Origin of the sequence: Chryseobacillus diguaensis (assembly GCF_049220665.1) — a bacterium.
GTDB lineage: Bacteria > Bacillota > Bacilli > Bacillales > Bacillaceae > Metabacillus_B.
In genome coordinates, this window is record NZ_JBMKNV010000002.1 from 202537 (window position 1) to 225845 (window position 23309).

General features: G+C 41.1%; 23 protein-coding genes. 14 read left to right on the forward strand and 9 right to left on the reverse strand.

What is annotated here, in order from left to right; genetic code table 11:
• Positions 1 to 2: 2 nt before the first annotated feature.
• The 3 genes from ACOT8F_RS03815 (at position 3) to ACOT8F_RS03825 (ending at position 4324) form a co-directional block, all read left to right on the forward strand.
• Entirely contained in the window at positions 3 to 3038 is a 3036-nt protein-coding gene (locus ACOT8F_RS03815) for an ATP-binding protein (RefSeq protein WP_421650218.1), read from the forward strand.
• 71 nt (positions 3039 to 3109) lie between these two features.
• Positions 3110 to 4057: a 3'-5' exoribonuclease YhaM gene (gene yhaM, locus ACOT8F_RS03820; protein ID WP_421650219.1), complete on the forward strand. Its 948-nt coding sequence runs from the start codon at positions 3110 to 3112 to the stop codon at positions 4055 to 4057.
• Between the two features lie 66 nt (positions 4058 to 4123).
• Positions 4124 to 4324 carry a sporulation YhaL family protein gene (locus tag ACOT8F_RS03825; protein WP_421650220.1) on the forward strand — a complete coding sequence of 67 codons (201 nt, stop codon included), beginning with the start codon at positions 4124 to 4126 and terminating at the stop codon, positions 4322 to 4324.
• Positions 4325 to 4468: 144 nt separating this feature from the next.
• Here ACOT8F_RS03825 and ACOT8F_RS03830 read toward each other — a convergent pair whose 3' ends face one another.
• Positions 4469 to 5362, reverse strand: coding sequence for a peptidylprolyl isomerase (locus ACOT8F_RS03830; protein WP_421650221.1), 894 nt, complete (start codon positions 5360 to 5362; stop codon positions 4469 to 4471).
• 172 nt (positions 5363 to 5534) lie between these two features.
• Here ACOT8F_RS03830 and ACOT8F_RS03835 point away from each other — a divergent pair, with 172 nt between their 5' ends.
• Positions 5535 to 5621, forward strand: coding sequence for a YjcZ family sporulation protein (locus tag ACOT8F_RS03835; RefSeq protein WP_421650481.1), 87 nt, complete (start codon positions 5535 to 5537; stop codon positions 5619 to 5621).
• A gap of 237 nt (positions 5622 to 5858) precedes the next feature.
• Positions 5859 to 5945 carry a YjcZ family sporulation protein gene (locus ACOT8F_RS03840; protein ID WP_421650482.1) on the forward strand — a complete coding sequence of 29 codons (87 nt, stop codon included), beginning with the start codon at positions 5859 to 5861 and terminating at the stop codon, positions 5943 to 5945.
• Positions 5946 to 6167: 222 nt separating this feature from the next.
• Here the strand turns inward: ACOT8F_RS03840 and ACOT8F_RS03845 are convergent, their stop codons facing one another.
• The 3 genes from ACOT8F_RS03845 to ACOT8F_RS03855 form a co-directional block, all read right to left on the reverse strand.
• Positions 6168 to 6347 carry a hypothetical protein gene (locus ACOT8F_RS03845; protein WP_421650223.1) on the reverse strand — a complete coding sequence of 60 codons (180 nt, stop codon included), beginning with the start codon at positions 6345 to 6347 and terminating at the stop codon, positions 6168 to 6170.
• A 209-nt stretch (positions 6348 to 6556) separates the two neighbouring features.
• Entirely contained in the window at positions 6557 to 7147 is a 591-nt protein-coding gene (locus ACOT8F_RS03850; RefSeq protein ID WP_421650224.1) for an HTH-type transcriptional regulator Hpr, read from the reverse strand.
• A 195-nt stretch (positions 7148 to 7342) separates the two neighbouring features.
• On the reverse strand, positions 7343 to 7699 hold the full coding sequence (locus ACOT8F_RS03855) for a YtxH domain-containing protein (protein WP_421650225.1): 357 nt from the start codon (positions 7697 to 7699) through the stop codon (positions 7343 to 7345).
• 156 nt (positions 7700 to 7855) lie between these two features.
• Here ACOT8F_RS03855 and yhzF point away from each other — a divergent pair, with 156 nt between their 5' ends.
• Positions 7856 to 8047, forward strand: coding sequence for a membrane protein YhzF (gene yhzF / locus ACOT8F_RS03860; RefSeq protein ID WP_421650226.1), 192 nt, complete (start codon positions 7856 to 7858; stop codon positions 8045 to 8047).
• 69 nt (positions 8048 to 8116) lie between these two features.
• On the opposite strand, the gene ACOT8F_RS03865 is transcribed toward yhzF, so the two are convergent.
• The 3 genes from ACOT8F_RS03865 to ACOT8F_RS03875 all read right to left on the reverse strand — a co-directional run bounded on the left by ACOT8F_RS03865 (position 8117) and on the right by ACOT8F_RS03875 (position 10793).
• Positions 8117 to 8641 (reverse strand): tryptophan transporter, encoded by a 525-nt coding sequence (locus ACOT8F_RS03865; protein ID WP_421650228.1) that lies wholly within the window; start codon positions 8639 to 8641, stop codon positions 8117 to 8119.
• Positions 8642 to 8761: 120 nt separating this feature from the next.
• Entirely contained in the window at positions 8762 to 9838 is a 1077-nt protein-coding gene (serC, locus tag ACOT8F_RS03870) for a 3-phosphoserine/phosphohydroxythreonine transaminase (RefSeq protein WP_421650229.1), read from the reverse strand.
• Between the two features lie 532 nt (positions 9839 to 10370).
• Complete coding sequence (locus ACOT8F_RS03875; protein WP_421650230.1) at positions 10371 to 10793, reverse strand: HIT family protein; 423 nt, start codon at positions 10791 to 10793, stop codon at positions 10371 to 10373.
• A gap of 537 nt (positions 10794 to 11330) precedes the next feature.
• Between ACOT8F_RS03875 and ACOT8F_RS03880 the strand changes: the two genes are divergently transcribed.
• The 3 genes from ACOT8F_RS03880 (at position 11331) to ACOT8F_RS03890 (ending at position 14131) form a co-directional block, all read left to right on the forward strand.
• Complete coding sequence (locus ACOT8F_RS03880) at positions 11331 to 12071, forward strand: ABC transporter ATP-binding protein (RefSeq protein WP_421650232.1); 741 nt, start codon at positions 11331 to 11333, stop codon at positions 12069 to 12071.
• A complete protein-coding gene (locus ACOT8F_RS03885; protein ID WP_421650234.1) occupies positions 12064 to 13287 on the forward strand; it encodes an ABC transporter permease in 1224 nt (407 codons plus the stop codon). The genes ACOT8F_RS03880 and ACOT8F_RS03885 overlap by 8 nt, the downstream gene beginning before the upstream one ends.
• A gap of 115 nt (positions 13288 to 13402) precedes the next feature.
• Positions 13403 to 14131, forward strand: a complete 729-nt coding sequence (locus ACOT8F_RS03890; protein WP_421650235.1) for an EcsC family protein — start codon at positions 13403 to 13405, stop codon at positions 14129 to 14131.
• A gap of 45 nt (positions 14132 to 14176) precedes the next feature.
• Here ACOT8F_RS03890 and ACOT8F_RS03895 read toward each other — a convergent pair whose 3' ends face one another.
• Both ACOT8F_RS03895 and ACOT8F_RS03900 read right to left on the reverse strand, forming a co-directional pair.
• Positions 14177 to 15532 carry a hypothetical protein gene (locus tag ACOT8F_RS03895; RefSeq protein WP_421650236.1) on the reverse strand — a complete coding sequence of 452 codons (1356 nt, stop codon included), beginning with the start codon at positions 15530 to 15532 and terminating at the stop codon, positions 14177 to 14179.
• Positions 15533 to 15908: 376 nt separating this feature from the next.
• A complete protein-coding gene (locus ACOT8F_RS03900) occupies positions 15909 to 16412 on the reverse strand; it encodes an antibiotic biosynthesis monooxygenase family protein (RefSeq protein ID WP_421650238.1) in 504 nt (167 codons plus the stop codon).
• Between the two features lie 113 nt (positions 16413 to 16525).
• Here ACOT8F_RS03900 and ACOT8F_RS03905 point away from each other — a divergent pair, with 113 nt between their 5' ends.
• The 5 genes from ACOT8F_RS03905 to ACOT8F_RS03925 all read left to right on the forward strand — a co-directional run bounded on the left by ACOT8F_RS03905 (position 16526) and on the right by ACOT8F_RS03925 (position 23067).
• Positions 16526 to 18643: a transglycosylase domain-containing protein gene (locus tag ACOT8F_RS03905; RefSeq protein ID WP_421650239.1), complete on the forward strand. Its 2118-nt coding sequence runs from the start codon at positions 16526 to 16528 to the stop codon at positions 18641 to 18643.
• Between the two features lie 236 nt (positions 18644 to 18879).
• Positions 18880 to 19929: a uroporphyrinogen decarboxylase gene (gene hemE, locus ACOT8F_RS03910; RefSeq protein WP_421650240.1), complete on the forward strand. Its 1050-nt coding sequence runs from the start codon at positions 18880 to 18882 to the stop codon at positions 19927 to 19929.
• Between the two features lie 118 nt (positions 19930 to 20047).
• On the forward strand, positions 20048 to 20983 hold the full coding sequence (hemH, locus tag ACOT8F_RS03915; protein WP_421650241.1) for a ferrochelatase: 936 nt from the start codon (positions 20048 to 20050) through the stop codon (positions 20981 to 20983).
• Between the two features lie 20 nt (positions 20984 to 21003).
• The gene (gene hemY, locus ACOT8F_RS03920) at positions 21004 to 22407 is read left to right on the forward strand and encodes a protoporphyrinogen oxidase (protein ID WP_421650242.1); all 1404 of its coding nucleotides are present in this window, start codon (positions 21004 to 21006) and stop codon (positions 22405 to 22407) included.
• A 162-nt stretch (positions 22408 to 22569) separates the two neighbouring features.
• Positions 22570 to 23067, forward strand: coding sequence for an SRPBCC family protein (locus ACOT8F_RS03925; RefSeq protein WP_421650243.1), 498 nt, complete (start codon positions 22570 to 22572; stop codon positions 23065 to 23067).
• Positions 23068 to 23309 lie beyond the last annotated feature (242 nt).

A 23309-nucleotide genomic window follows, 5' to 3' on the forward strand; every position in this document is an offset into this window, starting at 1 on the left:
GGATGAGGCTGCTTGAACTGCATATATACGGCTACGGCCAATTTCAGCAAAAAGAGATTCTGCTGAATTCCGAGTCTGTACAGGTTCTGTTCGGCAAAAATGAAGCTGGAAAATCGACAGTTATGTCTTTTATCCATAGTATTTTATTTGGCTTTCCGGGAAAGCAAAGTGCTGACAGCAAATATGAGCCGATGACCGGGGCAGGTTACGGAGGGGCGATCCTTGCTGAAACCGAACAGCTTGGAAGAATCCGAATAGAACGAATCCCCGGTAAAGCAGGAGGAGAAGTAACGATCCACTATGGAGAAGGCGAAAAAGGAGGAGAAGAGCTGCTCAAAGAGCTTACCGGCGGAATAGACAAACAGTTCTACAAAGCCATTTTTTCCTTTGATGTTCATGGCTTGCAAGAGGTGCATCAGCTGAAGGAAGAAGAACTTGGCAAATATCTTTATCTTACAAGCATGGTAGGAACGGATTCCCTCTATCAGCTGGAAAATCAGCTTTCTAAAGAACGGGAGCGCCTTTTTAAGCCAAATGGAAAAAAGCCTTTATTAAATGAAGAATTAGCCAGAACAAAAGATACATATGAACAGCTAAAGCAGGCCAAGCAAAAGAACCTGGAATATGAGGAGCTGAAGTCAATAAAAGAAGAAACAGGAAATGTTCTCGAACGGTTGCAGAAGGAACGCACCCAAATGATCAGACAGCTTCAGCAGGCTGAAAAAGCACAAAATGTTTTGCCGCTTCTGAAAGAACAGAGCGATTGTCTAAACGAGCTTGAAAAACTGCCTGATACAAAAGGGTTTCCTGTTGATGGACTGGCAAGGCTTGAACAGCTTCAATCGGGTCTAAACCCTATGAAAGGCCAGAGGAAGGCACTCTTATCTCAGTTTGAACGGTTAACAGAACAGCAGAGAATCAATAAGCCAGATGAAACAATCCTGGAGAAGAGAGAAGCAGTGGAACAGCTGAAGCTTTCTCTGGATTCTTATGAGAAAACCCTGTTTAAGTTAGAAAAAGGGAGAGCAGAACTCTCACTGCTTCAGCATGAAATAAACAATGAAAAGCGAAATTTATCTTTAATTAATCTTGATAACAGAGAGATTCTCTCATTAGAAACAAGTTTTGATGTGGTAAGCAGATTAAGGGAGAGCACAGAAAAAAAACGGCAGCTGACCGAGCGGAAACGGCTTCTTGATGAACAATTTGACAGGTCGCGGGAAGCGCTTGAGGAAAGTGAAGGACAGATAAACCAATATAAAAAAAGCCTTCTTCAGCCTGAACAGAGAGAGAGTTTAGCGAAACAAGCAGGACTTTTATCAAAAAAAGCAGCTTCTAATGAGAAAGAAGCTGAAAAAGCCGAGCTTAAGCAGCTGACAGATCAAATCAGGATTCATGAAGAGGCAAAAAAAGCCGGCAAATCACGGATGATGCTCACCGTTATATTACTTTCCCTCATACTTCTTGCAGGAACAGGATGGGCCACTTTAAATCAGCAATGGATTCTTGGAGGAATCCTTACGGCAGCGTGTGTTCTTGCAATTGCCTCCTTCTATCTGCAGCAGGGGAAAGACCCGGTTATGCAGCATTTAGTGAAACGTAAGGGAGAGCTTGAGGATGAGCTTCTGAAGGCACAGGGACAAGAGGAATCAGCTTTGTTTTCAAAACTTGAAGAGGTCAAGGGGGAACTGTGGAAGGACGAGCAGATGAGACAGCTGCTTGAGACCGAAAAAGCCCAGCTGCTTCAAAAGGAAAGAGCATATGACAGAATTCTTATACAATTTGAAGCATGGGAAAAGGAACTGTTTCAGTTAAATGAAGAAGGCTCTAATCTTGCTTCTATCCTTGGCCTTGATTCTGCGGGTGTTCAGAATGATTTATCAGCTGCTCTTGAAGCGATTATGAAACTGAAGGATAAAATTGTCCAATACAATCAGCTTCAGGAAAAACATCAAGAACGGCTGAAAGAAGCAGACCGCTTTACCGCTCTTTTGGATCAGCTGAAAGGATTGCCTATAAATGAGAATCTAAAGGTAAAGGATCGGATTTTTGAAGGGTACACACTGTTGAACATAGAAAGAGACAAACAGCTGAAATGGCTTCAGGCGAATGATCGTCTACATGAACTTGAAGAGGAAATAAAGAATCTTACAGAAAAAATTGATTATCAGCAAGGTCTTATCATAGACTTGTTGAATAAGGCCTCCGTAAAGGAAGAAGAAGATTTTAGAAACCTTGCAGCAGTTTACACCAGAAGGCTGTCCTTGCAGGAGAAGCTGAACTGGGTGACAAAGCAGCTAGAAGAACAAACAAGTGGGGATGATAGACAGAATTTATCTCTGAAGGATGACTATGAGCTGAAAATAAATGAGCTGAAAGATAGGATCGAACAGCTTGAAAAGGAAGAAACAGAAAAGCAAAAAGAACGGTCACAAACCATTTATCACCTTCAGGAGCTTGAGAAGAACGGCACCTATTCAGACCTTTTGCATGAATACGAGCAGAAGAAAAGCATCGTAAGGAAGCTTTCAAGAGACTGGCTCGTCCAATCTATTGCAAGAGACTATTTGCAAAAAACAATTGAGTATCATAGGTCGGTGAGAATGCCAAAGCTTCTAAAAAAGGCAGAGGAGCTATTCTCTTATTTAACAAATGGAAATTATCAGGCTCTCTACCTTCCAAAAGAAGAACAAACCTTTATTGCGGAACGGAAGGATGGGACGCGCTTTCAAGCAAGACAGCTAAGTCAGGCTACGGCTGAGCAGCTGTATATTTCTCTTAGGTTTGCCTTGGCTGTCACGATTAATGAAAAGCACGGACTGCCGATCATGATTGATGATGGATTTGTCCATTTTGACGAAGAACGGACCGTTCAGATGATTGCTTTATTGAAGAAGATCTCAGCAGATCAGCAAATCATTTTTTTTACATGCCACAGACACTTGCTTTCACATTTTGAAAAAAACGAGATACTGACACTTACTAATAGAGGAAGCTCATTACTTTATAAAGAAGTGCTGAAAGGCACAGGCATTTGACATAATCAAGCGAAGAAGAGCGGGTAATTATGCTATACTGTTGATACTGAACAACTCGGGAGGAGTAGCCCATGACAAACAAAGGAATCATGCATTACGAGATTGGCGAACAGATCGATCTTTTTCTATTAATTAAAGCTTCCACAAAAGGCATTGCAAGCAATGGGAAACCATTTCTGACTCTTATCCTGCAAGACCAGAGCGGTGAAATTGAAGCAAAGCTCTGGGATGCAAGCCAGGATGATGAGGCAACATATGCTGCACAAGGCATCGTAAAAATACTCGGTGACATCCATCATTACAGAGGAAGAAACCAGCTGAAAATCCGAACCATCCGGCCTCTTCAGCAAAATGAAACGATGGATGTGTCCCAATTTTTAGAAACTGCGCCAATTCAAAAAGATGAAATGATGGAAAAGATCACTCAATATATTTTTGAGATGAAAAACCCCAATCTGCAGCGCATCACAAGACAGCTTGTAAAAAAACACCAGACAGCTTTTCTTGAATATCCTGCAGCAACCAAAAATCATCATGAATTTGTTTCAGGTCTTGCCTATCATGTGGTTTCCATGCTGGATCTGGCTAGGTCAATCTCAAGCCTTTATCCGTCCCTTGATACAGACCTTCTATACTCAGGTGTCATCCTGCATGATCTTGGAAAGGTAATTGAATTATCAGGACCTGTCAGCACAACCTATACCGTCGAAGGCAATTTGCTTGGCCACATTTCCATTATGGTGAATGAAATTGCCAAGGCAGCTGAAGAGCTGAGGATCGAAGGGGAAGAGGTCGTTCTTCTGCAGCATATGGTTCTAAGCCATCATGGGAAGGCAGAATGGGGCAGCCCAAAACCTCCTATGATCAAAGAAGCCGAAATTTTGCATTACATTGATAATCTGGATGCGAAAATGAACATGCTGGACAGAGCTCTTGAACGGGTTAAGCCTGGCGAATTCTCAGAAAGAATTTTTGCTCTAGAAAATAGGTCATTTTATAAACCGAGCTTTCATAAATAGCATATAGTCTTGTCCCTTATCATATAAATCTAGTAAAACAAGCGGTTTATTAAGGGGGAAGCAGTTGTGGTATTGCTGCCATGGTGGATTTATCTTTGTATCGCAGGAATTCTTTACAGCGGATATATGTTTTTTAGAACAAGCAGGGAAGAACAGGCCGTTGATGAGGAGTTTATTGAAAAAGAAGGCCAGGTTTATATGGAACGCATGCAAGAAGAACGGGAAAGAAGATCTGCAGAGAAAATTTCTGCTGACACTAGCATATAGAAAACAGTAATAAAAAAAGCCCGCCGGAAAACCGGCGGGCTTTTTTTAAAGATAAGAAATTATAAATTTTTACTGAATTATCACAGGTTGTATAAATTGAATTGTCCAGCTCCAGGGCTTAACAAGGCGCTTGCGCTTTTCTTATTATTGGGCAGGCTGTTGATCTGTTGGAGCTTGAGGTGTTTGCTGTGATGGATCAGGCTTTGTAAACGTATCTTTTAAAGCTTTATCCTTTACTTCCACTTTTGCTTCTTTTAGAGCTTTATCAAGCGCATTCTGAATGGTCGCTGGATCCTGCTCTTTTTGTTTTTTCACTTCAGCCTTCAGCTTGTCCTTCATTTGATCATAAGGTTTTACTGTTTCAAGCACTTTGATAATATGATAGCCATATTGTGATTTAACCGGCTGGCTGACTTCGCCTTCCTTCAGCTTAAAGGCAGCTGTTTCAAATTCTTTAACCATCTGGCCTTTTCCGAACCATCCAAGGTCGCCTCCGCTTTGAGCTGTGCTGTCCTTGGAGTATTCTTTAGCCAAATCCTCAAATTTTGAACCGCTTTTCAATTTGGATTCCACTTCATTAGCTGTTTTTTCATCCTGAACGAGAATATGAGCAGCATGAACTTTGCCTTTCAGCGTATCATAATATTTTTTTATATCAGCATCTGTAACAGATGCTTCTTTATTAGCAGCTTTCTTGCGAAGAAGATCTGTTTTTACGATATCGCGGACTGCAGCTTCACCCTGCTGCTGAACAAGCATATCAAACTGAGGACCATACTGTGTTTTGATTTTTTGGTATTCTGCATCCACTTCTTTATCTGTAACCTTAAATTGTTTGCTAAGTATTTTTTTATGTACCAATTCGGTAAGCACAGCCTTACCGTCTCTGGATTTCATTGCCTGATAGAGCTCGTCCTTTGTTACGTTGCCGTATTTCGTTGAAGCGACGACGTCGTCAGAACCTCCACCGTTGTTGCTGCAAGCGCCTAAAGTCAGAAGACTCGTTGCAGTAATGGCTGCAATTGCAAACTTTTTCATGCGTGATACAACTCCTGCCTTCATTATAATTGGTTGAAATTTCATATAGGAACCTATAACACATTGTGCCATGAAGCGAAAAGTTTTGCAACAAGACAAATATGTGATATTAATCCAATCCATACTGAGGCATTTACCATATACTGGTTTGAAATGAAAGGAGGTTTTTAACTTGGGCGGAGGATACAATTCAGGTTTTGCGTTAATCGTAGTTTTATTTATTTTGCTGATCATTGTTGGTGCATCTTGGCTGTACTAACAGAATAGGCTTACTTAATAATTGGCTTTTTCTTCTTTTCATTGCTTTTGAAACTAAATGAAGAATGTGTTAATGGCTCTCTGTTAGCCAGGCAACCAATAAAAGCATCATGATTGAGAAAGAGCCTAAAATAATGAACGAATATTTGAGCTGTTCTGTAAACGGCGGGATAAATGCCTATTCATCTTCCTTAAGAGATGCATACCATAGGGCATGGAATGAAAAGGGGGTGTCACAATGGGCGGTGCATACGCTGGCGGTTTCGCATTGATCGTGGTGTTGTTCATTTTGTTAATCATCGTTGGTGCATCTTGGGTGTATTAATATAATGATAGCTGACAGTTTCCTGTCAGCTATGCCTGTTTTATAAGTGTTCTTCCCGATAATTCCTCTTTTAAATAAAGTAAGCGGAGTCATGCCGCTTATTTATATAGGCTTTTTTCTTATATCAAGGAATACCTTCAATATTTGAAGAAAAGATGCTTAAAACTTATTTTCTGGGTGTATAAAGCCCATATGATCATCACAATCTTTGCAAAGCAAACTTTATGTATAAAAGATTTCGATATAGGAAGAAAAAAGAAGTATGGTAATGAAGATGTTGATTGTGTGAAAAACTTTGGGCTGGCGATCGGCAGGAATCTCTCTCACAACGCAGAGCTGATTCGTTAAATTGTTAATATAAAAAAGGATGAAGACGGTAAATAAAATGTAAATGACAAACAAAGGAGATCCCCCTTCCCTTACTGATACATATTTTAGATTACCAAAATTTTTTAGAAAAAGATAGAAAAAACATCCCGCTTGTATGCTTCAAATCCTTTTCCTTCATTAAAGGCTTTAAAAAACGCAAGGAACGGTCAAATCGACCCCCCTTGCGTTTTTTGTAGTGACAATGCATTAGATGCAGAATTGGAACCTGCAGGCTGCAAAAGTCAGTTGGCTGCTGCTTTAGGCTGTTCTGCTTCTTCAACCTTTTGGAGCCTGTTTTCTTTTTCTTCAAATTCCTCTTCAATATTCGTAAACGAACGTTCAAAGATTTCCATAAAATCGTCACCATAAATATTGCGGATAATCGCCATCATTTCAATAATTTCAGGGAATTTTCCGTAAAGCTGCTGAAGGGGAAGGGCACCCTTTAAGATGGCATTTCTTGACGGATCGTAATCCTCAAGCAGTTTTAGAAAGATGTCTTCGCCTTTTTGCGTTAATTGAATGTAAGTGTTGCGTTTGTCATTTAATTTTTTCGAGAACTCCAGATAGCCACGTTCTTCCAGCTTTTTTGAAAAGTTGAAAGCTGTTGATACATGCATAACTCCAAACTTGGCAATCTCTGAAATGGAAGCCCCTTTTAAATGATAGGCAATCCAAAGAATGTGGTGTTCATTAATGTTTAAGTCATACGGCTTAATCCATTGCTGCCAATCCTTCTCAATCGATTTCCAAAGAGCTTTGCTAAGCTGGGCAATTCTTTGACTAAAAAGCAATGCTTCTTTAATCGTGTAATCCTTTTCATTATGTTTCAAGGAAATCACCTACTTTTTCTCTAAACTATTATTTTCTATTATCCCAAAAAAATAAAGATTAATAAAGGTATAAATTTACGAAATTTTTAATAAATTTCTGAAATGTTGTTATTTTGTACTTGAAAAAAGAAAAAAAGCAGATATCGGTAAAATCCGGCATCCACTTTTTTCTAATTTTTCTTATATGAGAATATTCTACTTCTTCAATGTATCTTCCAATTGTTTGATTTTCTGTTCAATTGCCTCAATTTCATTTTGCAGATTCTGGCGGTGAGGTTCAATTTCATCCTGCCATTCTTTAATGGAGGTTTGTAAATCTGTTGAAACTTCTTTCATGACGTCTGCACTGTCTTTAGCTGTTTGGATGACCTGATCTTTTAAAGCCATGCTGTCTTTTTTCAAATGATTAAGGGTATCCATCAGCTTTTCACGATTTGATTTCAGCTGAATTCTGAGATCTTTGCCAGAAGAAGGAGCTGATAACAAAATAGCGAGTCCTCCGACCACTGTTCCCAAAAGAGCTCCAGTCAAAATTGATTTGCTTTTTCCCATTATGATCACTCCAATAATCCATACTCTCTATCCATTTCAACAAACAATAAAAAAATCCTTCTCTAAAGAGTTACCCTTTCTGCCTCTGTATAAACAATCTTCTTAACATAGCCTGGCCGTTATGGGCATACATTGTACAAAAGGGAGGGGGACACAGTGACGGTCGTCATCTTTTTCGTTTTTACGATCTGTTTCCTGCTGCTTGCAGGTACTCTTCATTATGTTAGGCTGATGCAGCAAACGGCTTCCTATCCGCCCAAAAGGGTTTTGAAGCAAAGAGCTGCTGTATTCGGGGGAGGCTTCGCTTTATTCCTCTTGGTCGGGATTCTTATGTATATGATCCATTAGCGTTTGTCTGAAAAGGGAAAGATCATACAAAAACCCGGCCGTACATGGCCGGGTTCATTTTATTCAGCTCTAATTTGAGCTGACAATTTTGCTTCTTTTCATAATGGTCAAGACGATCGGATGAACAAAGATCATCGCAATGGTATTCAACGCTACTGCTGGAAGAACCACTGTCAAGAACAGCGCCATAAAACCTGCTCCTGCTGGCAGACCGACAATAAAATAGGCTGCTGTAAGAAAGACCAGCCCTGATACGATAGTGCCAATAGCTGTCAAAATGGCAGCGGATACTGTATTGGCAGAAAATTTTCTCACTGCAATATACAGGAAGAAAAAGATAAATGCCGTTACAGGCTTGTCAATCAAGTTTGGAACAAGGCCTCCAGGGAATGCGGTTGTTAAACCGGAAAGCAATCCAGTGACAATCCCCATGACCAAAACATTTTTGGCTTTAGGAAATAGAATAATAGCTAAAAACATCATTGTCAGCATCATATCCGGTTTCATTCCAAAAAAGATTGGGGGTATAATCGCATGCAATGCAACCCCAATTGCAGCAAACAATGCCATTGTAACTAGTTCTCTCGTATTCATTTCTCGACTCTCCTCTTCTAATCTCATTGTTTTCCTCTCCAATGATGAGCTCATCTCCCATTGCGAAAGGTTAGTAATATTATAACAGGGCTTCTTCAAAATGTAAAAACACAAATTTCGTCAGTGTTTTTTTCTGAATTCTTCCATAAATCCTACTAAAGCCTCGCATGATTCCATTGGTACAGCATTGTAAATAGAAGCTCGGCAGCCGCCTATGGAACGGTGGCCGTTCAGTCCGGTAAAACCCCGTTCTGAAGCTTCTTTCAAGAATGCCTTTGTCAAATCTTCATTTTGAAGATTAAATGTAACGTTCATTAATGAACGGCTGTCCTTTCTTGAATGAGGCAGATAAAACTCAGAATGCTCATCCAGACACTGATAAATGAGGTCCGCTTTTTTTTCATTCTGCTTTTGCAGCCCATCAAGCCCGCCGTGTTCTTTGGACCACTCCAAAACAAGGGAAAGCATGTAAATAGAATAGGTTGGCGGTGTATTGTACAGAGAGTTGCTGCTGGAATGAGTTTGATAGGATAGTATTTTTGGAATATCCTTATTTGCGTTTTCCAAAAGTTTCTTTTCTGCGATAACGACAGTAACCCCAGATGGGCCTAAATTTTTCTGTGCTCCAGCGTAGACCAGAGAAAACTGGCTGACATCTATTTTTCTGGAAAGGATATCACTCGACATATCGGCGATTAAAGGAACTGAGAGATGAGGGAATTCATGCCACTGTGTTCCATAAATCGTATTGTTTGACGTCACATGCAAATAAGCGAATTCATCAGAGAGCTGCAGTTCATCATTAGAAGGAATATGACGGTAAAGATTTTCTTTGCTGGAGCCAGCCACTTCTGTTTGCCCAATGGAGTCTGCCTCCTTTTTTGCTTTTTCAGACCAGGAACCGGTCAAGACGTATCCCGCTTTTTGGCCAGAATGCAGAAAATTCATAGGAACCATGGCAAACTGAAGGCTTGCTCCTCCCTGTAAAAACAGAACTTCATGAGTATCAGGTATTTCCATAACTTCCTTCAGTAATTGGATTGCTTGATTATGTACTTCATCATACGCTTTACTTCTGTGACTCATTTCCATAATCGACATTCCGCTTCCCCGGAAATTCACCAATTCTTCCTGAGCTTTTTTCAGAACAGGAAGAGGGAGAGCGGCAGGCCCTGCATTAAAATTATAAACAGCCATTTTAGTCCTCCTTCGCGTTACCTCATTAAATTTTCTCTATCGTAACATATTAGCAGATTTTTTAGAATTGTTGGAAGATATTTTCTCGTTCAAATGGACCTCCATTTAAATAAAGGCTCAGTTAAAGCTTTATGTTGATTTTTACACCTTGTTGATTGGAGCGGAAGGCGCGAGACGGGAAAAGCGTGTCAAGGGAGACCCCGCAGGAGCAAAGCGACGGGGAGGCTCTATGGTAAGCCCGCTAAAGCTTGAGTGCCTGCTAGGTGAGTTTAATACAAGGGAAATTGGGTGTTAACTGCTGTTAATTCAAATAAAGATTCATTTAAAAAAGCTGTTTTCGCAGAGATTGTTGTTATTCGTAAAAGCTGTTATCACGCATTTAGTCTAGCTTCGGGGCATCTTTTCTTAAAATTCTTGCCTTATAGATATGGTTTGTTGGACTAAATATAGGGTCATGAGCAACAAAGTTTTTAAGAAAAGAGCCTTTAAAAAACGAGCCCCGAAACACTTTCTAGGCTCGTTTTTCATGTTATTAAGATTTCATAGTCCCTTTAATTTCAGCAGCCATTTCCTGCAATTTTTCAGGAGTGTATTGATTTGTATGAGTTTTCCATACTGCGCCAAAACCGTCTCCCTCACCGTATCTAGGCAAAATATGAAGGTGATAATGGAAAACAGACTGGCCTGCATGCTCGCCGTTGTTATTCAGCAGATTAAGACCAATCGGATTGTATTGCTTCTTAATAGCGTTCGTAATTTCTGGAACAACTTCAAATAAGTTTCGGGCAATTTCAGGGGTCAGTTCAAAGACATTTTCTTTATGTACTTTAGGAATCACAAGAGTATGGCCTTTTGTTACCTGGCTGATATCTAAAAAGGCAACGACATGTTCGTTTTCAAAAACCTTTGCACTTGGGATCTCACCGTTTGCAATGCTGCAAAAAATACAGTTCATATGATCAACCCTTTCATTACCATTTATACTGAGTATTTTACCATAATTGGGTGATGCATGGACAATTAGCAAAGCAGGGATAGGCGGGGATAACAAAAGCAAAAATAAAAACAGGACGGGACTGCTGAGAGTCCGTCCTGCCTTTGCAGAAGGAAAAGATTGCGTATTTACCGGTTTATGCCTGCGACAAACACCTCATTTAGTTATGAAGAGTCTTCATGTTCCATCAATAACAATACTTTTTGTGTCTTTAACAAACACCTCATTTACATGTTGTGCTGCTTTTTTTAGACATCATGAGTTCTTGTTTCAGGTAACATTTCTTCAGCAAAGCTGACTGTCTTTGATAAACACCTCATTTAATGAATTAAATGGTTACTCAATCAATGACAACCCTTCTGCACTAATTAGGATGACCGTTTTTTGCAAATACATGAATGGAATATATTGGGAAAAGTCTGCTTTGAGCGGAACACGACAAAGTAAAGGGATTTTTGATAAAATGAGAAAAAAGCATTTGGAAAGGATTCAGCATATATGACGCTTTTAAAAGTGGAACAGTTAACTGGCGGGTACACGAGAAATCCTGTTTTAAAAGACATAACTTTTGAAGTGGCTCCAGGGAAAATTGTGGGTTTGATCGGCCTGAATGGGGCAGGTAAAAGTACAACCATTCGGCATATCATCGGATTAATGGATCCGCAAAAAGGAAACATTTCAATAGATGGCTTTACTTTCAGAGAAAAGCCGATCGAGTACCGAAAAGCATTTACATACATTCCTGAGACACCTATTCTTTACGAAGAGCTGACACTGTATGAGCATCTTGAGTTAACGGCGATGGCTTACGGGATTGATAAACATACATTTGAAGAAAGGCTCGGCCCTTTATTAAAAGAGTTCCGTATGGGAAACAGACTGAAATGGTTTCCTGCACATTTTTCAAAAGGTATGAAACAAAAAGTCATGATCATGTGTGCTTTTTTGGTTGAGCCAAGGCTTTATATCATTGATGAGCCATTTGTCGGCCTTGATCCGCTTGCCATCAATTCACTTCTTGAAATTATGGAAAAAGCAAAAAGACAGGGCGCAGGAATCCTGATGTCTACGCATATATTGGCTACAGCAGAACGTTATTGTGACTCATTCATCATTCTTCACCATGGCAGGGTTAAAGCAAAAGGGAATCTGGAGGAGCTAAGGGAACAGTTTGGCATGAGAGACGCTAACTTAGATGACCTTTATATTCAGCTGACAAAGGAAGATTCAGATGAATAGTGTAGAGGAGATTTGGAATAAGAGGCTTGAAGAGCACCTTACAGAAGTGCGGTCGTATACCCGGTATATGTTCAATGACCATTTGCTTATTGTGCTTGTGTTTATGCTTGGTGGCGGAGCTGTTTGGTACAGCAATTGGCTGAAGCATGTGCCTGCTGGCTTTCCAGCATTTTGGATTATGGCCCTAGTTTATGCGCTTGTCATGCTTTCAACAAGCGTCAGAACCTTATTAAAGGAAGCGGATATTGTTTTTTTGCTCCCGCTTGAAAAACAAATGAAATTGTATTTTAAAAAGGCGATTCCATATAGCTACTTCAGCCAGCTCTACATGCTGCTGATTCCAATTGTCATTTTTGCCCCGCTCTATTTTGCTGTGAAGGAAACCAGCGCACAAAGCTATTTGCTGATTGTGTTTCAGCTGCTGCTTATCAAGGGCTGGAATTTATGGGTGAATTGGCTGTCTTCTTTTACGGAGGATTTTTCATCCAAAACGGCTGAAATAGTCATTAAATTTATTTTGAACACGCTTGTGACCTACTTTGTGCTCTCTGTTCAATTATTATTTGTTCTTCCGCTTTATGTCATAATGGCGCTGCTGCTGCTCTATTACCTCAAAACAGCAGCGGGAAAAGGGCTGAAATGGGAAAAGCTGATCGAACAGGAAAACGGGAAAAAGCAATCTTTTTACCGATTGGCTAATTTATTTACAGATGTCCCGAAACTGAAAAAACAGGCGAAACGAAGAAAGTACCTCGATTGGATTTTATCAGCTATCTCTTATCGAAGAGAGCATGCGTACAAGTATATGTTTGCAAGGGCCTTTATAAGAGGGACAGATTATTTTGGCGTTTTCATCCGTCTCACTATCATTTGCGGGCTCATCCTGATCTTTGCCGGTATTAATACAATCGGAGCAGTGATTCTTGTCATGAGTGCAGTCTTTTTAACAGGAGTACAGCTGATTGGTCTTCACAAGCATTATGACTTGTTAATGATGCCTGATCTATATCCTGTATCAGAAGAATCGAAGAAAAAAGGGTTTTATGAAGTGCTTCAAACTGTGCTTCTCGTCCAATCAGCCATATTAGCGATCTTCCTTCTGGCGAGCGCCAAATGGGTAGAAGGCGGAGCTGGACTTTTAGCGGGTGTGGTGTTTACCCTTTTATTTGTTCAAGGCTATGTAAGAGCAAGGTTAAATAAAAGCAGCAGATCCTAAAAACTAACCAGGAAATGAGCCCTGTCCCCGCACATTCAATTTTTTTACGGGAACAGGGCTTTTCTTATCTGAACAGCAGGAGGGTCAAGTACCTGGATAAAAAAGGAGCCATTATATGGAATACGAAGAAAGGGTTAGGCAGGAATTGCTGGACTGGAAAAAGAAGCTTGAAAAGCGTTCTTCTATTTTTGAAAGGACCTCAAAGAACTTTCAGGATAAATTGCAGGTGTTTGTGCCTGAAAAGGCAGATCATGCAATAACAATTGGGATCAAAAAGATGGTCGAAATGACGCTGGCTGGTTCAATGGCCATTACCCGAACAAAGGATCCAGGAAAGAAGCCGCTTCAGGAAAGAGATCAATCTGCCAGAAATCTCATTTCATTTTTTCAAAAAACGGCTGCCTTGGAAGGTGCGGGAACAGGGGGAGCAGGCTTTTGGCTTGGAGCGGCTGACTTCCCATTATTGCTTGGCCTTCAGATGAAATATCTTTTCGAAACAGCAGAAGCCTATGGTTATGCAACAAAGGAAAAAAGTGAACGTGTTTTTCTTCTCTATGTGTTCCATCTTGCTTACGCTGAAGAGAAGGACCGCAAAATGCTGCTTGAGAAAATTGAAAATTGGGATGTAAATCCGGCGCAAATGAATGAAATCGACTGGAAATCTTTTCAAAAGGCTTATCGTGATCACATTGATTTTGTCAAAATGCTTCAGCTGCTTCCGGGTTTTGGAACTATCGTTGGAGGAGTTGCCAATCATCATTTGATTACTCGGCTTGGGTCATTTGCGATGAATGCTTTTCGTCTTAGAATGCTGAACAATGAAGAAATGGAAAAGAAGCGCTGATCATGTTAGCGCTTCTTCCTAATAGGCTTTTTTCGCTCTTTCCTATCAGTTCATCAAAAACATCGCAACAATTGTCGTAACAGAAAGTCCTATTAAAACAGGAACAAGGTTTCGCCTTGCAAGCTTAAAGGGATCCACTCCGCAAATGGCTGCTGCAGGAATGAGTGCCCACGGGATCAGTGTGCCGCCTCCAACCCATATTGCTGCAATTTGTCCGAGCGCTGTCAGGGTAGCGCCATTTGTATGAAGCCCCCCTGCAAACAATTTAGCAATGGAGCCTGCCAGGGAAATCCCTGAAAATCCAGAACCGTCAAGACCTGTGATGGCTCCAACAACCGTAAGCGTTATGGCTCCTGCCTGTGGAGTTAACGGAACAATAGCAGCCAGTGAACCTCCAAGATCGTTTACGATTCCATGTGAAGTTTTAGGGAGAAAATCACCAATAATGGTTTGGAATCCTGCATCACCCAAGTAAAAAAAGGCGGCAATGGGTATAACAGGCCCGAACACTTTGAAACCGAATTGAAAGCCGTCTATTAAATAAGAGGTGGTTTTTTCAAAACTGCTGTTTTTATGAGCCAGTACAGAGATGATGATTAAGATCGTAATGGCAGTACCGCCGACCAATGCGGTTGCATCTCCGCCCTGGAGCTTTAAATGAAACATCAGTAATACATCAGCGATGAAAAATAAAGGAATAAGAATGGAAAGAAATTTTCTTTGGAAGGAAGTTAACAGACTTTTGTCAGCAGCTGATTTTTCCAGTTCGTACGCTGCTGCAGGAAACTCTTTCCCTGCTTTGATATCTTTCATTAAAAAAATGAAAGCAGTAGTAACTGTCACTGCACCCATTACAATGACAAGCGGAATGCTTGCATGAATAACATCCTGTACAGGGAGGCCAGCCGCATCAGCAGTGAGCTTAGGTGCTCCCTGAATAACGAAATCACCGGAAAGAGCAATGCCGTGTCCGAACAGGTTCATGGCCATTGCTGCACCGAGAGCTGGCAATCCGGCGCGAATAGCTGCTGGAAGGAGAACGGCCCCGACTAAGGCAACAGCTGGAGAAGGCCAGAAAAACCATGAGATCACCATCATGACAAGACCAATAATCCAGTAGGCCAGTGCAGCGTTCCGGAAAAATTTTGTTATAGGAAAGATCATCGTTTCATTGATGCCTGTCAGCGTCAGTACTTTGCTCATTGCAACAATGATGGAAATGACCAGTATAGTGGGCAAAAGTTCTGAAATGGCATAAGTAAAGCTGTTAAATAAACTGCTGATAGAATGACTCAACGAATGAGCTGCCACAAGGCCTATCACGAAAATCCCCGCTATACATACGAGGGTTGTGTCTCTTCTGAAAACCATAAATCCAATTATCGCGAGCATAAACAACATATAAATGGCATGAAGCCAGGTTAGCTCTATCCCAAAAGAATCACCCCATAAGTTAGATGTATTACACGGTATGTGAAATGCCTAATGGTGTGATTCGTTTAGGTTATTTTCTTAAACTTTGTTGCTCATGACCCTATATTTAGTCCAACAAACCATATCTATAAGGCCAGAATTTTAAGAAAAGATGCCCTGAAGCTAGACTAAATGCGTGATAACAGCTTTTACGAATAGCAACAATTTCTGCGAAAACAGCCTTCGTTTAAGAGGAATTTACAAAAGGGAGAGAAAAGGAATCAGCAGATTTTGTCATTTCCTGGGATATGATGGGGGAATTAGGGGGTTGAAATATGAAAAATCGTGTAAAAAACCCCCGTCCTTATGGACGGAGGGCTTGATATGTTGTAACGTAAGATGGTCCTCTGAAAATGGATTTCTGATCCACGCCCTCAGATGTGCCGCGTTTTTTATGAGCATGGTCGAAGGCTTTAGAGTTTTGCCAATCCTGAAAAGATTTTTCACTGTCCCAGAGAGTCAGAATGACATACGTATCGCCAGAAACAGGGCGCAGCACACGAATTGCTGTAAAACCGGGCTCATTTTCAATCATTCTAGCTCTTTCTTTAAAACGCTGTTCAAAAAGCGGTTTTCCTTCCTGAGTAACAGGAATGTTGTTCAAAACAGCATATTGTCCGTTTTCAAAGGCTCCAACAGAGTCAAGAACTTCATACTTTTTCGGTTCTTTAAAGATGGACTCACCTTCTGATTCATGGAAAAGAGCTGCACTTTCATCCTTTTTCAAAAGGAGAAGCTTTTCATTTTCGTGTGATGCTTTCAGTTCTGATAAGTAGTCAATGGTTCCATAAGTTATATAAAAATTCATCGTCATCACCTCTCCTGAATTATAGCAGTAATAAAAATTAAATTAAAAGGATAGCACACATATATTTACCTTTATTTAACAATACTAAACCTTGAAATGTGAGGTGACTTTAGTTGAAACAATGGCGGATTGTTGTATTTTCTTTATTTGCTCTAATCCTCATTTCTTTTTTGACATATTCCATCATTCTTATTTCAGGAAATGCGATGATAGATGAAAAGAAGCTTGTTTTTAATTCGGCTTCTAAACTGGTAGATCCATCAGGAAAAGAAATTACAGATCTCTATCAGGAAAATCGAGAAATTGTCTCAATCAATAAAATCCCGCCTACTGTCCGAAATGCCTTTATTTCAGTTGAGGACCAGCGGTTTTATGAGCACCATGGCTTGGATTTCAGATCGCTTTCGAGAGCCCTGTTTAAGGACCTGCTTGCGGGAAGCAAGGTTGAAGGCGGAAGCACCATAACCCAGCAAATAGCAAAGAACGTCTTCTTATCTGGAGAAAAATCCGTTATGCGGAAAACAAAGGAAGCAGTCATTGCCATCAGTCTTGAAAACAAATACAGCAAAAACAGGCTGCTGGAAATTTATTTAAACCAGGTTTACTTCGGTCATGGCGTTTATGGCATCCAGTCTGCCTCCCGTTACTTTTTTTCAAAGGATGTCAGCCAGCTTACTCCTGGACAAGCTGCTACTCTTGCTTCGCTTCCTAAGGCTCCATCTGGATATTCGCCTATTTATCACCCTGATAAAAGCAAGAAAAGACGGGATCTCGTATTAAATTTAATGCAGCAGCAGGGTTACATTTCAAGTGAAGAGGCGGTTAGAGAACAGGGGAAAACCCTTGGGCTTAAGCTGAGTGAAAAAAAACACAATCCTTGGCTGGATTCTTATGTGGATCTTGTCCTTGGTGAGGCAGAAAAGAGGTATTCTATCTCTAATGATGAGCTGCTTCGCGGAGGATACACGATTACCGTTCCGCTTCAGGCTGATATTCAAAAAAGAGCTTACGAAAAATTTAAAGAGGCTTCTTATTTTCCAGGTAAAGACACTCATGCAGAAGGAGCCTTTGTTCTTTTGGATAACCGCACGGGCGGTGTTATTACAGCTATTGGAGGAAGGGACTATTCTTCAAAGGGATATAACCGGGTTATCAAATCCAGGCAGCCGGGCTCAGCTTTCAAGCCGCTTGCTGTTTACGGACCTGCTCTGCAGGAAAATAAATTCAAGCCTTATTCATTACTGAAGGATGAACCGATCAAGTACGGAAAGTACTTTCCTAAAAATGTGAATGGTAACTATTCAGGGGAAACGACCATGTACGAAGCCATTGTTCATTCTATCAATGCGCCTGCAGTCTGGACCTTTAATCAGCTCGGAGTTGAAAAAGGGAAGGAATACTTGGCGAAAACAGGCGTTCCCGTTGAGGATAACGGACTTGCGATTGCATTAGGCGGACTTACTAAGGGTGTTTCACCTCTTCAGTTAGCAAATGCTTACAGGACTTTTCCTGAGAACGGTACCTACAGCGACCCTTATTTTATTGAAAAGATAACAGACAGGCACCAACAAACAGTCGCTGAAAGAAAACCAGTGACGAAGAATGTCTATTCACCTCAGAATGCCTTGTATATGACCAGAATGCTTGAAGGGGTTGTAAAAGAAGGGACTGCGAAGTATGGCACATACAGCGGTGCACTAGCAGGGAAAACCGGAACAACTTCTTATACTGGAAAAAAAGGAGCTGTAAAGGACGCATGGTTTGCAGGGTACACTCCTGAGGTCACCGGAGCGCTTTGGATGGGGTATGACAAAACAGATAGTAAACATTACTTGCTAGAAGGAAGCTCTGCACCTGTAAGAATGTTTAAAGGAATACTGCGAAATACGAAATATGAGAACGATAAAAAATTTACTGTGCCAGAGGGAAGCAATGACCTCGAAAACCCGATCCATGTGGAAAAGGTAGATACACTGAATGCGAAGTTTGTATTTAAAGCCCTGCAGCTGTTTACGATCCATCTAGAATGGACAGCTCAGGCTGACAAACGCATTGAGTACAGAATTTACGAAAAGAAGGACAATGGAGATAAGCTGATCGGAACGGTCACAGGGGAGAACACCTTTGATATTCCATACGCCAATGTCTTTTCGAAACGATCCTTTAAGGTTGTTCCGTATAATGTACAAACAGGACAGGAAGGCGAAGGATCGGATTATGTAAGTCCATAATCAAAAAACACCAAAATGAATGTGTTCATTTGGTGTTTTTTATCGTTTAGGAACTTTTCATTCAATCCTGCCTATTGTAAAAGAAAGACGAAAAGAAATTGGAATTTTTCTCAATTTTATAATGTTGACTTTAGAAGATTTCTTGACATTTGCACCTATCGTCTATACAAGCTAAAGGCAAAAAGGTATATTGTAAGAAATAATGATTTCGACAGAGAAGTAAGGTGGTAAATTACATGGTTCAAACGAAAATTTTTAACGATACGCTTTTAAAAGCTTGCAGGGGGGAGCGTACCAGTCATGTTCCGCTTTGGTACATGAGACAAGCTGGACGTTCGCAGCCGGAATATAGAGTATTAAAGGAAAAATACAGTTTATTCGAAATTACGCATCAGCCAGAGCTGTGCGCTTATGTAACAAGGCTTCCTGTAGAACAATATAACGTTGATGCAGCGATCCTATATAAAGATATTATGACTCCGCTGCCTTCACTCGGAGTGAACGTAGAAATTAAGACGGGAATAGGGCCTGTCATTGACAATCCTATCACTTCTCTTGCTGATGTGGAAAAACTTGGGGAAATTTCTCCGGAGGATGATGTTGCTTACGTGCTAGAAACGATCAGGATCTTAACACAAGAGCAGCTGAATGTTCCCCTAATCGGATTTGCAGGGGCGCCTTTTACAATGGCCAGCTACATGATTGAGGGAGGCCCTTCTAAAAATTACAATAAAACGAAAGCATTTATGTATGCTGAACCAAAAGCGTGGTTTGCGCTTATGAACAAGCTTGCAAGCATGACGATTACATATGCAAAAGCACAGATTAATGCAGGGGCAAAAGCTTTTCAAATATTCGACTCATGGGTCGGAGCTCTTAATGTTGCAGACTACAGAGCTTTTATAAAGCCGGTGATGAGCAGAATTTTCACTGCGCTTCAATCAGAAGGAGTGCCGCTCATTATGTTTGGCGTAGGAGCAAGTCATCTTGCGAAAGAATGGCATGACCTTTCTGTTAATGTTGTAGGTCTTGACTGGCGTCTTCCAATTCGTGAAGCAAGAGCGATGGGATTAACGAAAACCCTTCAGGGAAACCTGGATCCTGCGATTTTACTGGCTCCATGGGAAGTGATTGAGGAAAGAGTAAAGGAAATACTCGAACAGGGAATGGAGCAGGACGGATATGTATTTAACCTTGGCCATGGTGTTTTTCCGCAGGTGAAGCCTGAAACACTTCAAAGAGTTGCAGATCTTGTCCATGATTACTCAGCTAGCAGACTCAAGTAAAAACTTGCCAGAGCATCTTCTTTGGCAGTAATAGCCTGATAATGGCAAAATAGTCTTTGCAGGTTATAACCAGATCGGAAATAAGAACTATACAATTATTGATGGAAGGTGCAGCACCATGGCGAAAAAAACAATGGGCCTTTTAGTAATGGCATATGGAACACCCTATAAAGAAGAAGATATTGAACGCTACTACACCCATATCCGCAGAGGCAGAAAACCGGCTCCTGAAATGCTTCAGGATTTAAAAGACCGTTATGAAGCAATCGGAGGCATCTCACCTCTGGCCAGAATAACGCTAGAACAGGGTGAAAAGCTTGAGGCCCGGCTGAATGAAGTGCAGGATGAGATTGAGTTTAAAATGTACCTTGGGCTAAAGCATATTGAGCCGTTTGTAGAGGATGCCGTTAAGCAAATGCATGAGGACGGAATTACAGAAGCGGTCAGTATTGTTCTAGCACCGCACTATTCCACTTTCAGCATTAAATCCTATAACGGACGTGCCAAGGAAGAGGCAGAAAAGCTCGGAAACCTCAAGATTACGTCGGTTGAAAGCTGGTATGATGAACCAAAGTTTATTCAATATTGGGCTGACAGCTTGAAAAAAACGTATACTTCAATGCCTGCGGAGGAAAAAGATAAAGCCATTTTAATTGTTTCAGCTCACAGTTTGCCGGAAAAAATTATCGCAGCAGGTGATCCTTATCCAGAGCAGCTGCTGGAAACAGCGAAAATGATTGCCGAAGCAGCTGGAGTGAAAGAATACGCAACAGGCTGGCAAAGTGCTGGCAATACCCCTGAGCCATGGCTTGGCCCGGATGTTCAGGATTTAACTAGAGAGCTGTTTAACCAAAAAGGCTATAAAGCTTTCGTATATGTTCCAGTAGGCTTTGTTGCAGATCATCTGGAAGTTCTATATGACAACGATACGGAGTGCAAGGTCATTACTGATGAAGTCGGGGCAAGCTACTATCGTCCTGAAATGCCGAATGCGAAACCGGAATTCATCGACGCTCTTTCAACAGTTGTGCTGAAAGAATTAATGAAAGACTGATAGTAAAAGAAGGCGATACAATGATGAAAAAAACAGTCATAATAGGAGGCGGCCTGACAGGATTATCAGCCGCTTTTTATCTTGAAAAAGAAGCACGCGAGCAAGGGATTCCCATGTCTATTGATCTAATTGAATCAAGTCCGAGGCTTGGGGGCAAAATCCAGACAGTGAAAAAAGACGGCTATGTGATCGAAAAGGGTCCTGATTCTTTCCTTGAAAGAAAGGCGAGCGGGCCGCAGCTTATAAAAGATCTTGGTCTGGAAGACAGGGCTGTTAATAATGCCGTGGGAAGGGCGTACGTACTTGTAAAAGATCAGCTTCATCCGATTCCTGAAGGCGCAGTAATGGGGATTCCAACAAAAATATCTCCTTTTATCTCCTCAGGTCTTTTTTCAATGGCCGGAAAAATCCGTGCTGCCGGTGATTTTATTCTGCCTGCCAGTAAGAAAAAAGAGGATCAGTCACTCGGTGAATTCTTCCGCCGCCGTTTAGGTAATGAGGTGGTCGAAAATCTGATTGAGCCGCTTCTTTCTGGTATTTATGGAGGGGACATCGACCAGTTAAGCTTAATGACCACTTTTCCTCAGTTTTATAAGGTAGAACAGGACCACCGAAGTCTGATTTTAGGGATGAAGAAAACTACCCCTCAAAACACCCAGAAGCATTTGCCTGGGCGCAAAAAAGGCATTTTTCAAACACTGGATAACGGCCTTGAAAGCATTGTCGATGCTTTTGAAGAGAAGTTTGAACAAACGGTTGTTCATAAAGGTAATAAGGTTCAGAAATTGCAGAAGCGCGAAGACGGGAAATACACCGTTGAGCTGAGCAATGGAAAAATCATAACAGCAGACGCGGTTATCATGGCTGTTCCTCATGGAGCAGCAGCAAGTCTTATGAAGGATGAGCCGGCACTTGGCTACTTAAAAAAAATGCCAGCCACATCTGTTGCAACAGTAGCTCTTGCATTTCCAAAGGATGCAGTGGAAATGAATAAAGAAGGTACCGGATTTGTTATTTCAAGAAATAGCGATTATTCCATTACAGCCTGCACGTGGACTAACAAAAAATGGCCTCACGCTGCCCCGCCGGACAAAGCTGTGCTGCGGGCTTTTGTCGGAAAGCCTGGACAGGAAGCTATTGTAGACCAGTCGGATGAAGAAATGATTAAAGTGGTTTTGGAAGACCTGAGAAAAATCATGACGATCAAGAGCGAACCGGAGCTATCTTTTGTTACCCGCTGGAAGCAGGCGATGCCGCAATATAATGTTGGACATAAGAAAAAAATCATTGAAATGAAAGCTGATATGAAGAAAAAATATCCTGGTCTGTCCCTTGCCGGAGCTTCCTATGAAGGACTCGGACTGCCGGATTGTATCGAGCAGGGCAAAAAGGCTGTAAAAGAGGTGCTGAATTTTCTTAAGTAGAGTGCTAAGCGGGCACTCTGCTTTTTGCATTTTGGGAACTTGGAATCAATGAAGAATTTAAGAATTGATGTCCTTTCTGCTGCGGTCAAATGCTAAGAATAAAATAAAGCTTATAGAGAATAGTAAATTGATAAGGAGTTCAATCGTTAGGAGGAGTACGTTATGCCGGGAAGTGCAGATAAAAAGGAACTGGTGATTACCCGTACTTTTAATGCCCCAAGAGAGGATGTTTTCAAAGCATGGACAGATGCGGATGATTTGAGGCATTGGTGGGCACCCAAGGGCTTTACGGTGTACGTCAAATCGTTGGACCTCCGAGAAGGAGGAGTATTTCACTATTCTCAGAAATCGCCGGAAGGCCATGAAATGTGGGGGAAGTTTATCTATAAGGAAATCTCCGCTCCTAATCTGCTCGTTTTTGTTAACTCTTTTTCAGATGGTGAAGGAAATACAGTCCGTGCTCCCTTTAATGAAACCTGGCCGCTTGAGATTCTGAATAAACTTGAATTTATAGAGCATGAAAGCAAAACAACGCTAATTTTACGAGGGGGTCCAATGAATGCCTCTGAAGAAGAAAGAAAAACCTTTGAGGCAGCATTAGATGGAATAAGGAAGGGGTTTGCACGTACGTTCGACAGCCTCACTGAATATTTAGCATAATGATGAATTGCATATTTTCGGTTTGCATCTTTTAAGAATGCTTTTATGTTCTATTAAACTTAATGGCTCAGTTAAAGCTAGCTTAAAGTTGATTTTTAAACCTTGTTGATTGGAGCGGGTGCTGAGACTCCTGCTTAGAAAGGCGTGTCAAGGGAGCCCCGCAAGGAGCAAAGCGAAGAGGAAGCTCTAAGGTAAGCCCGCTAAAGCTTGATTGCCTCCTAGCTGCAATCAACAGCCAAGTT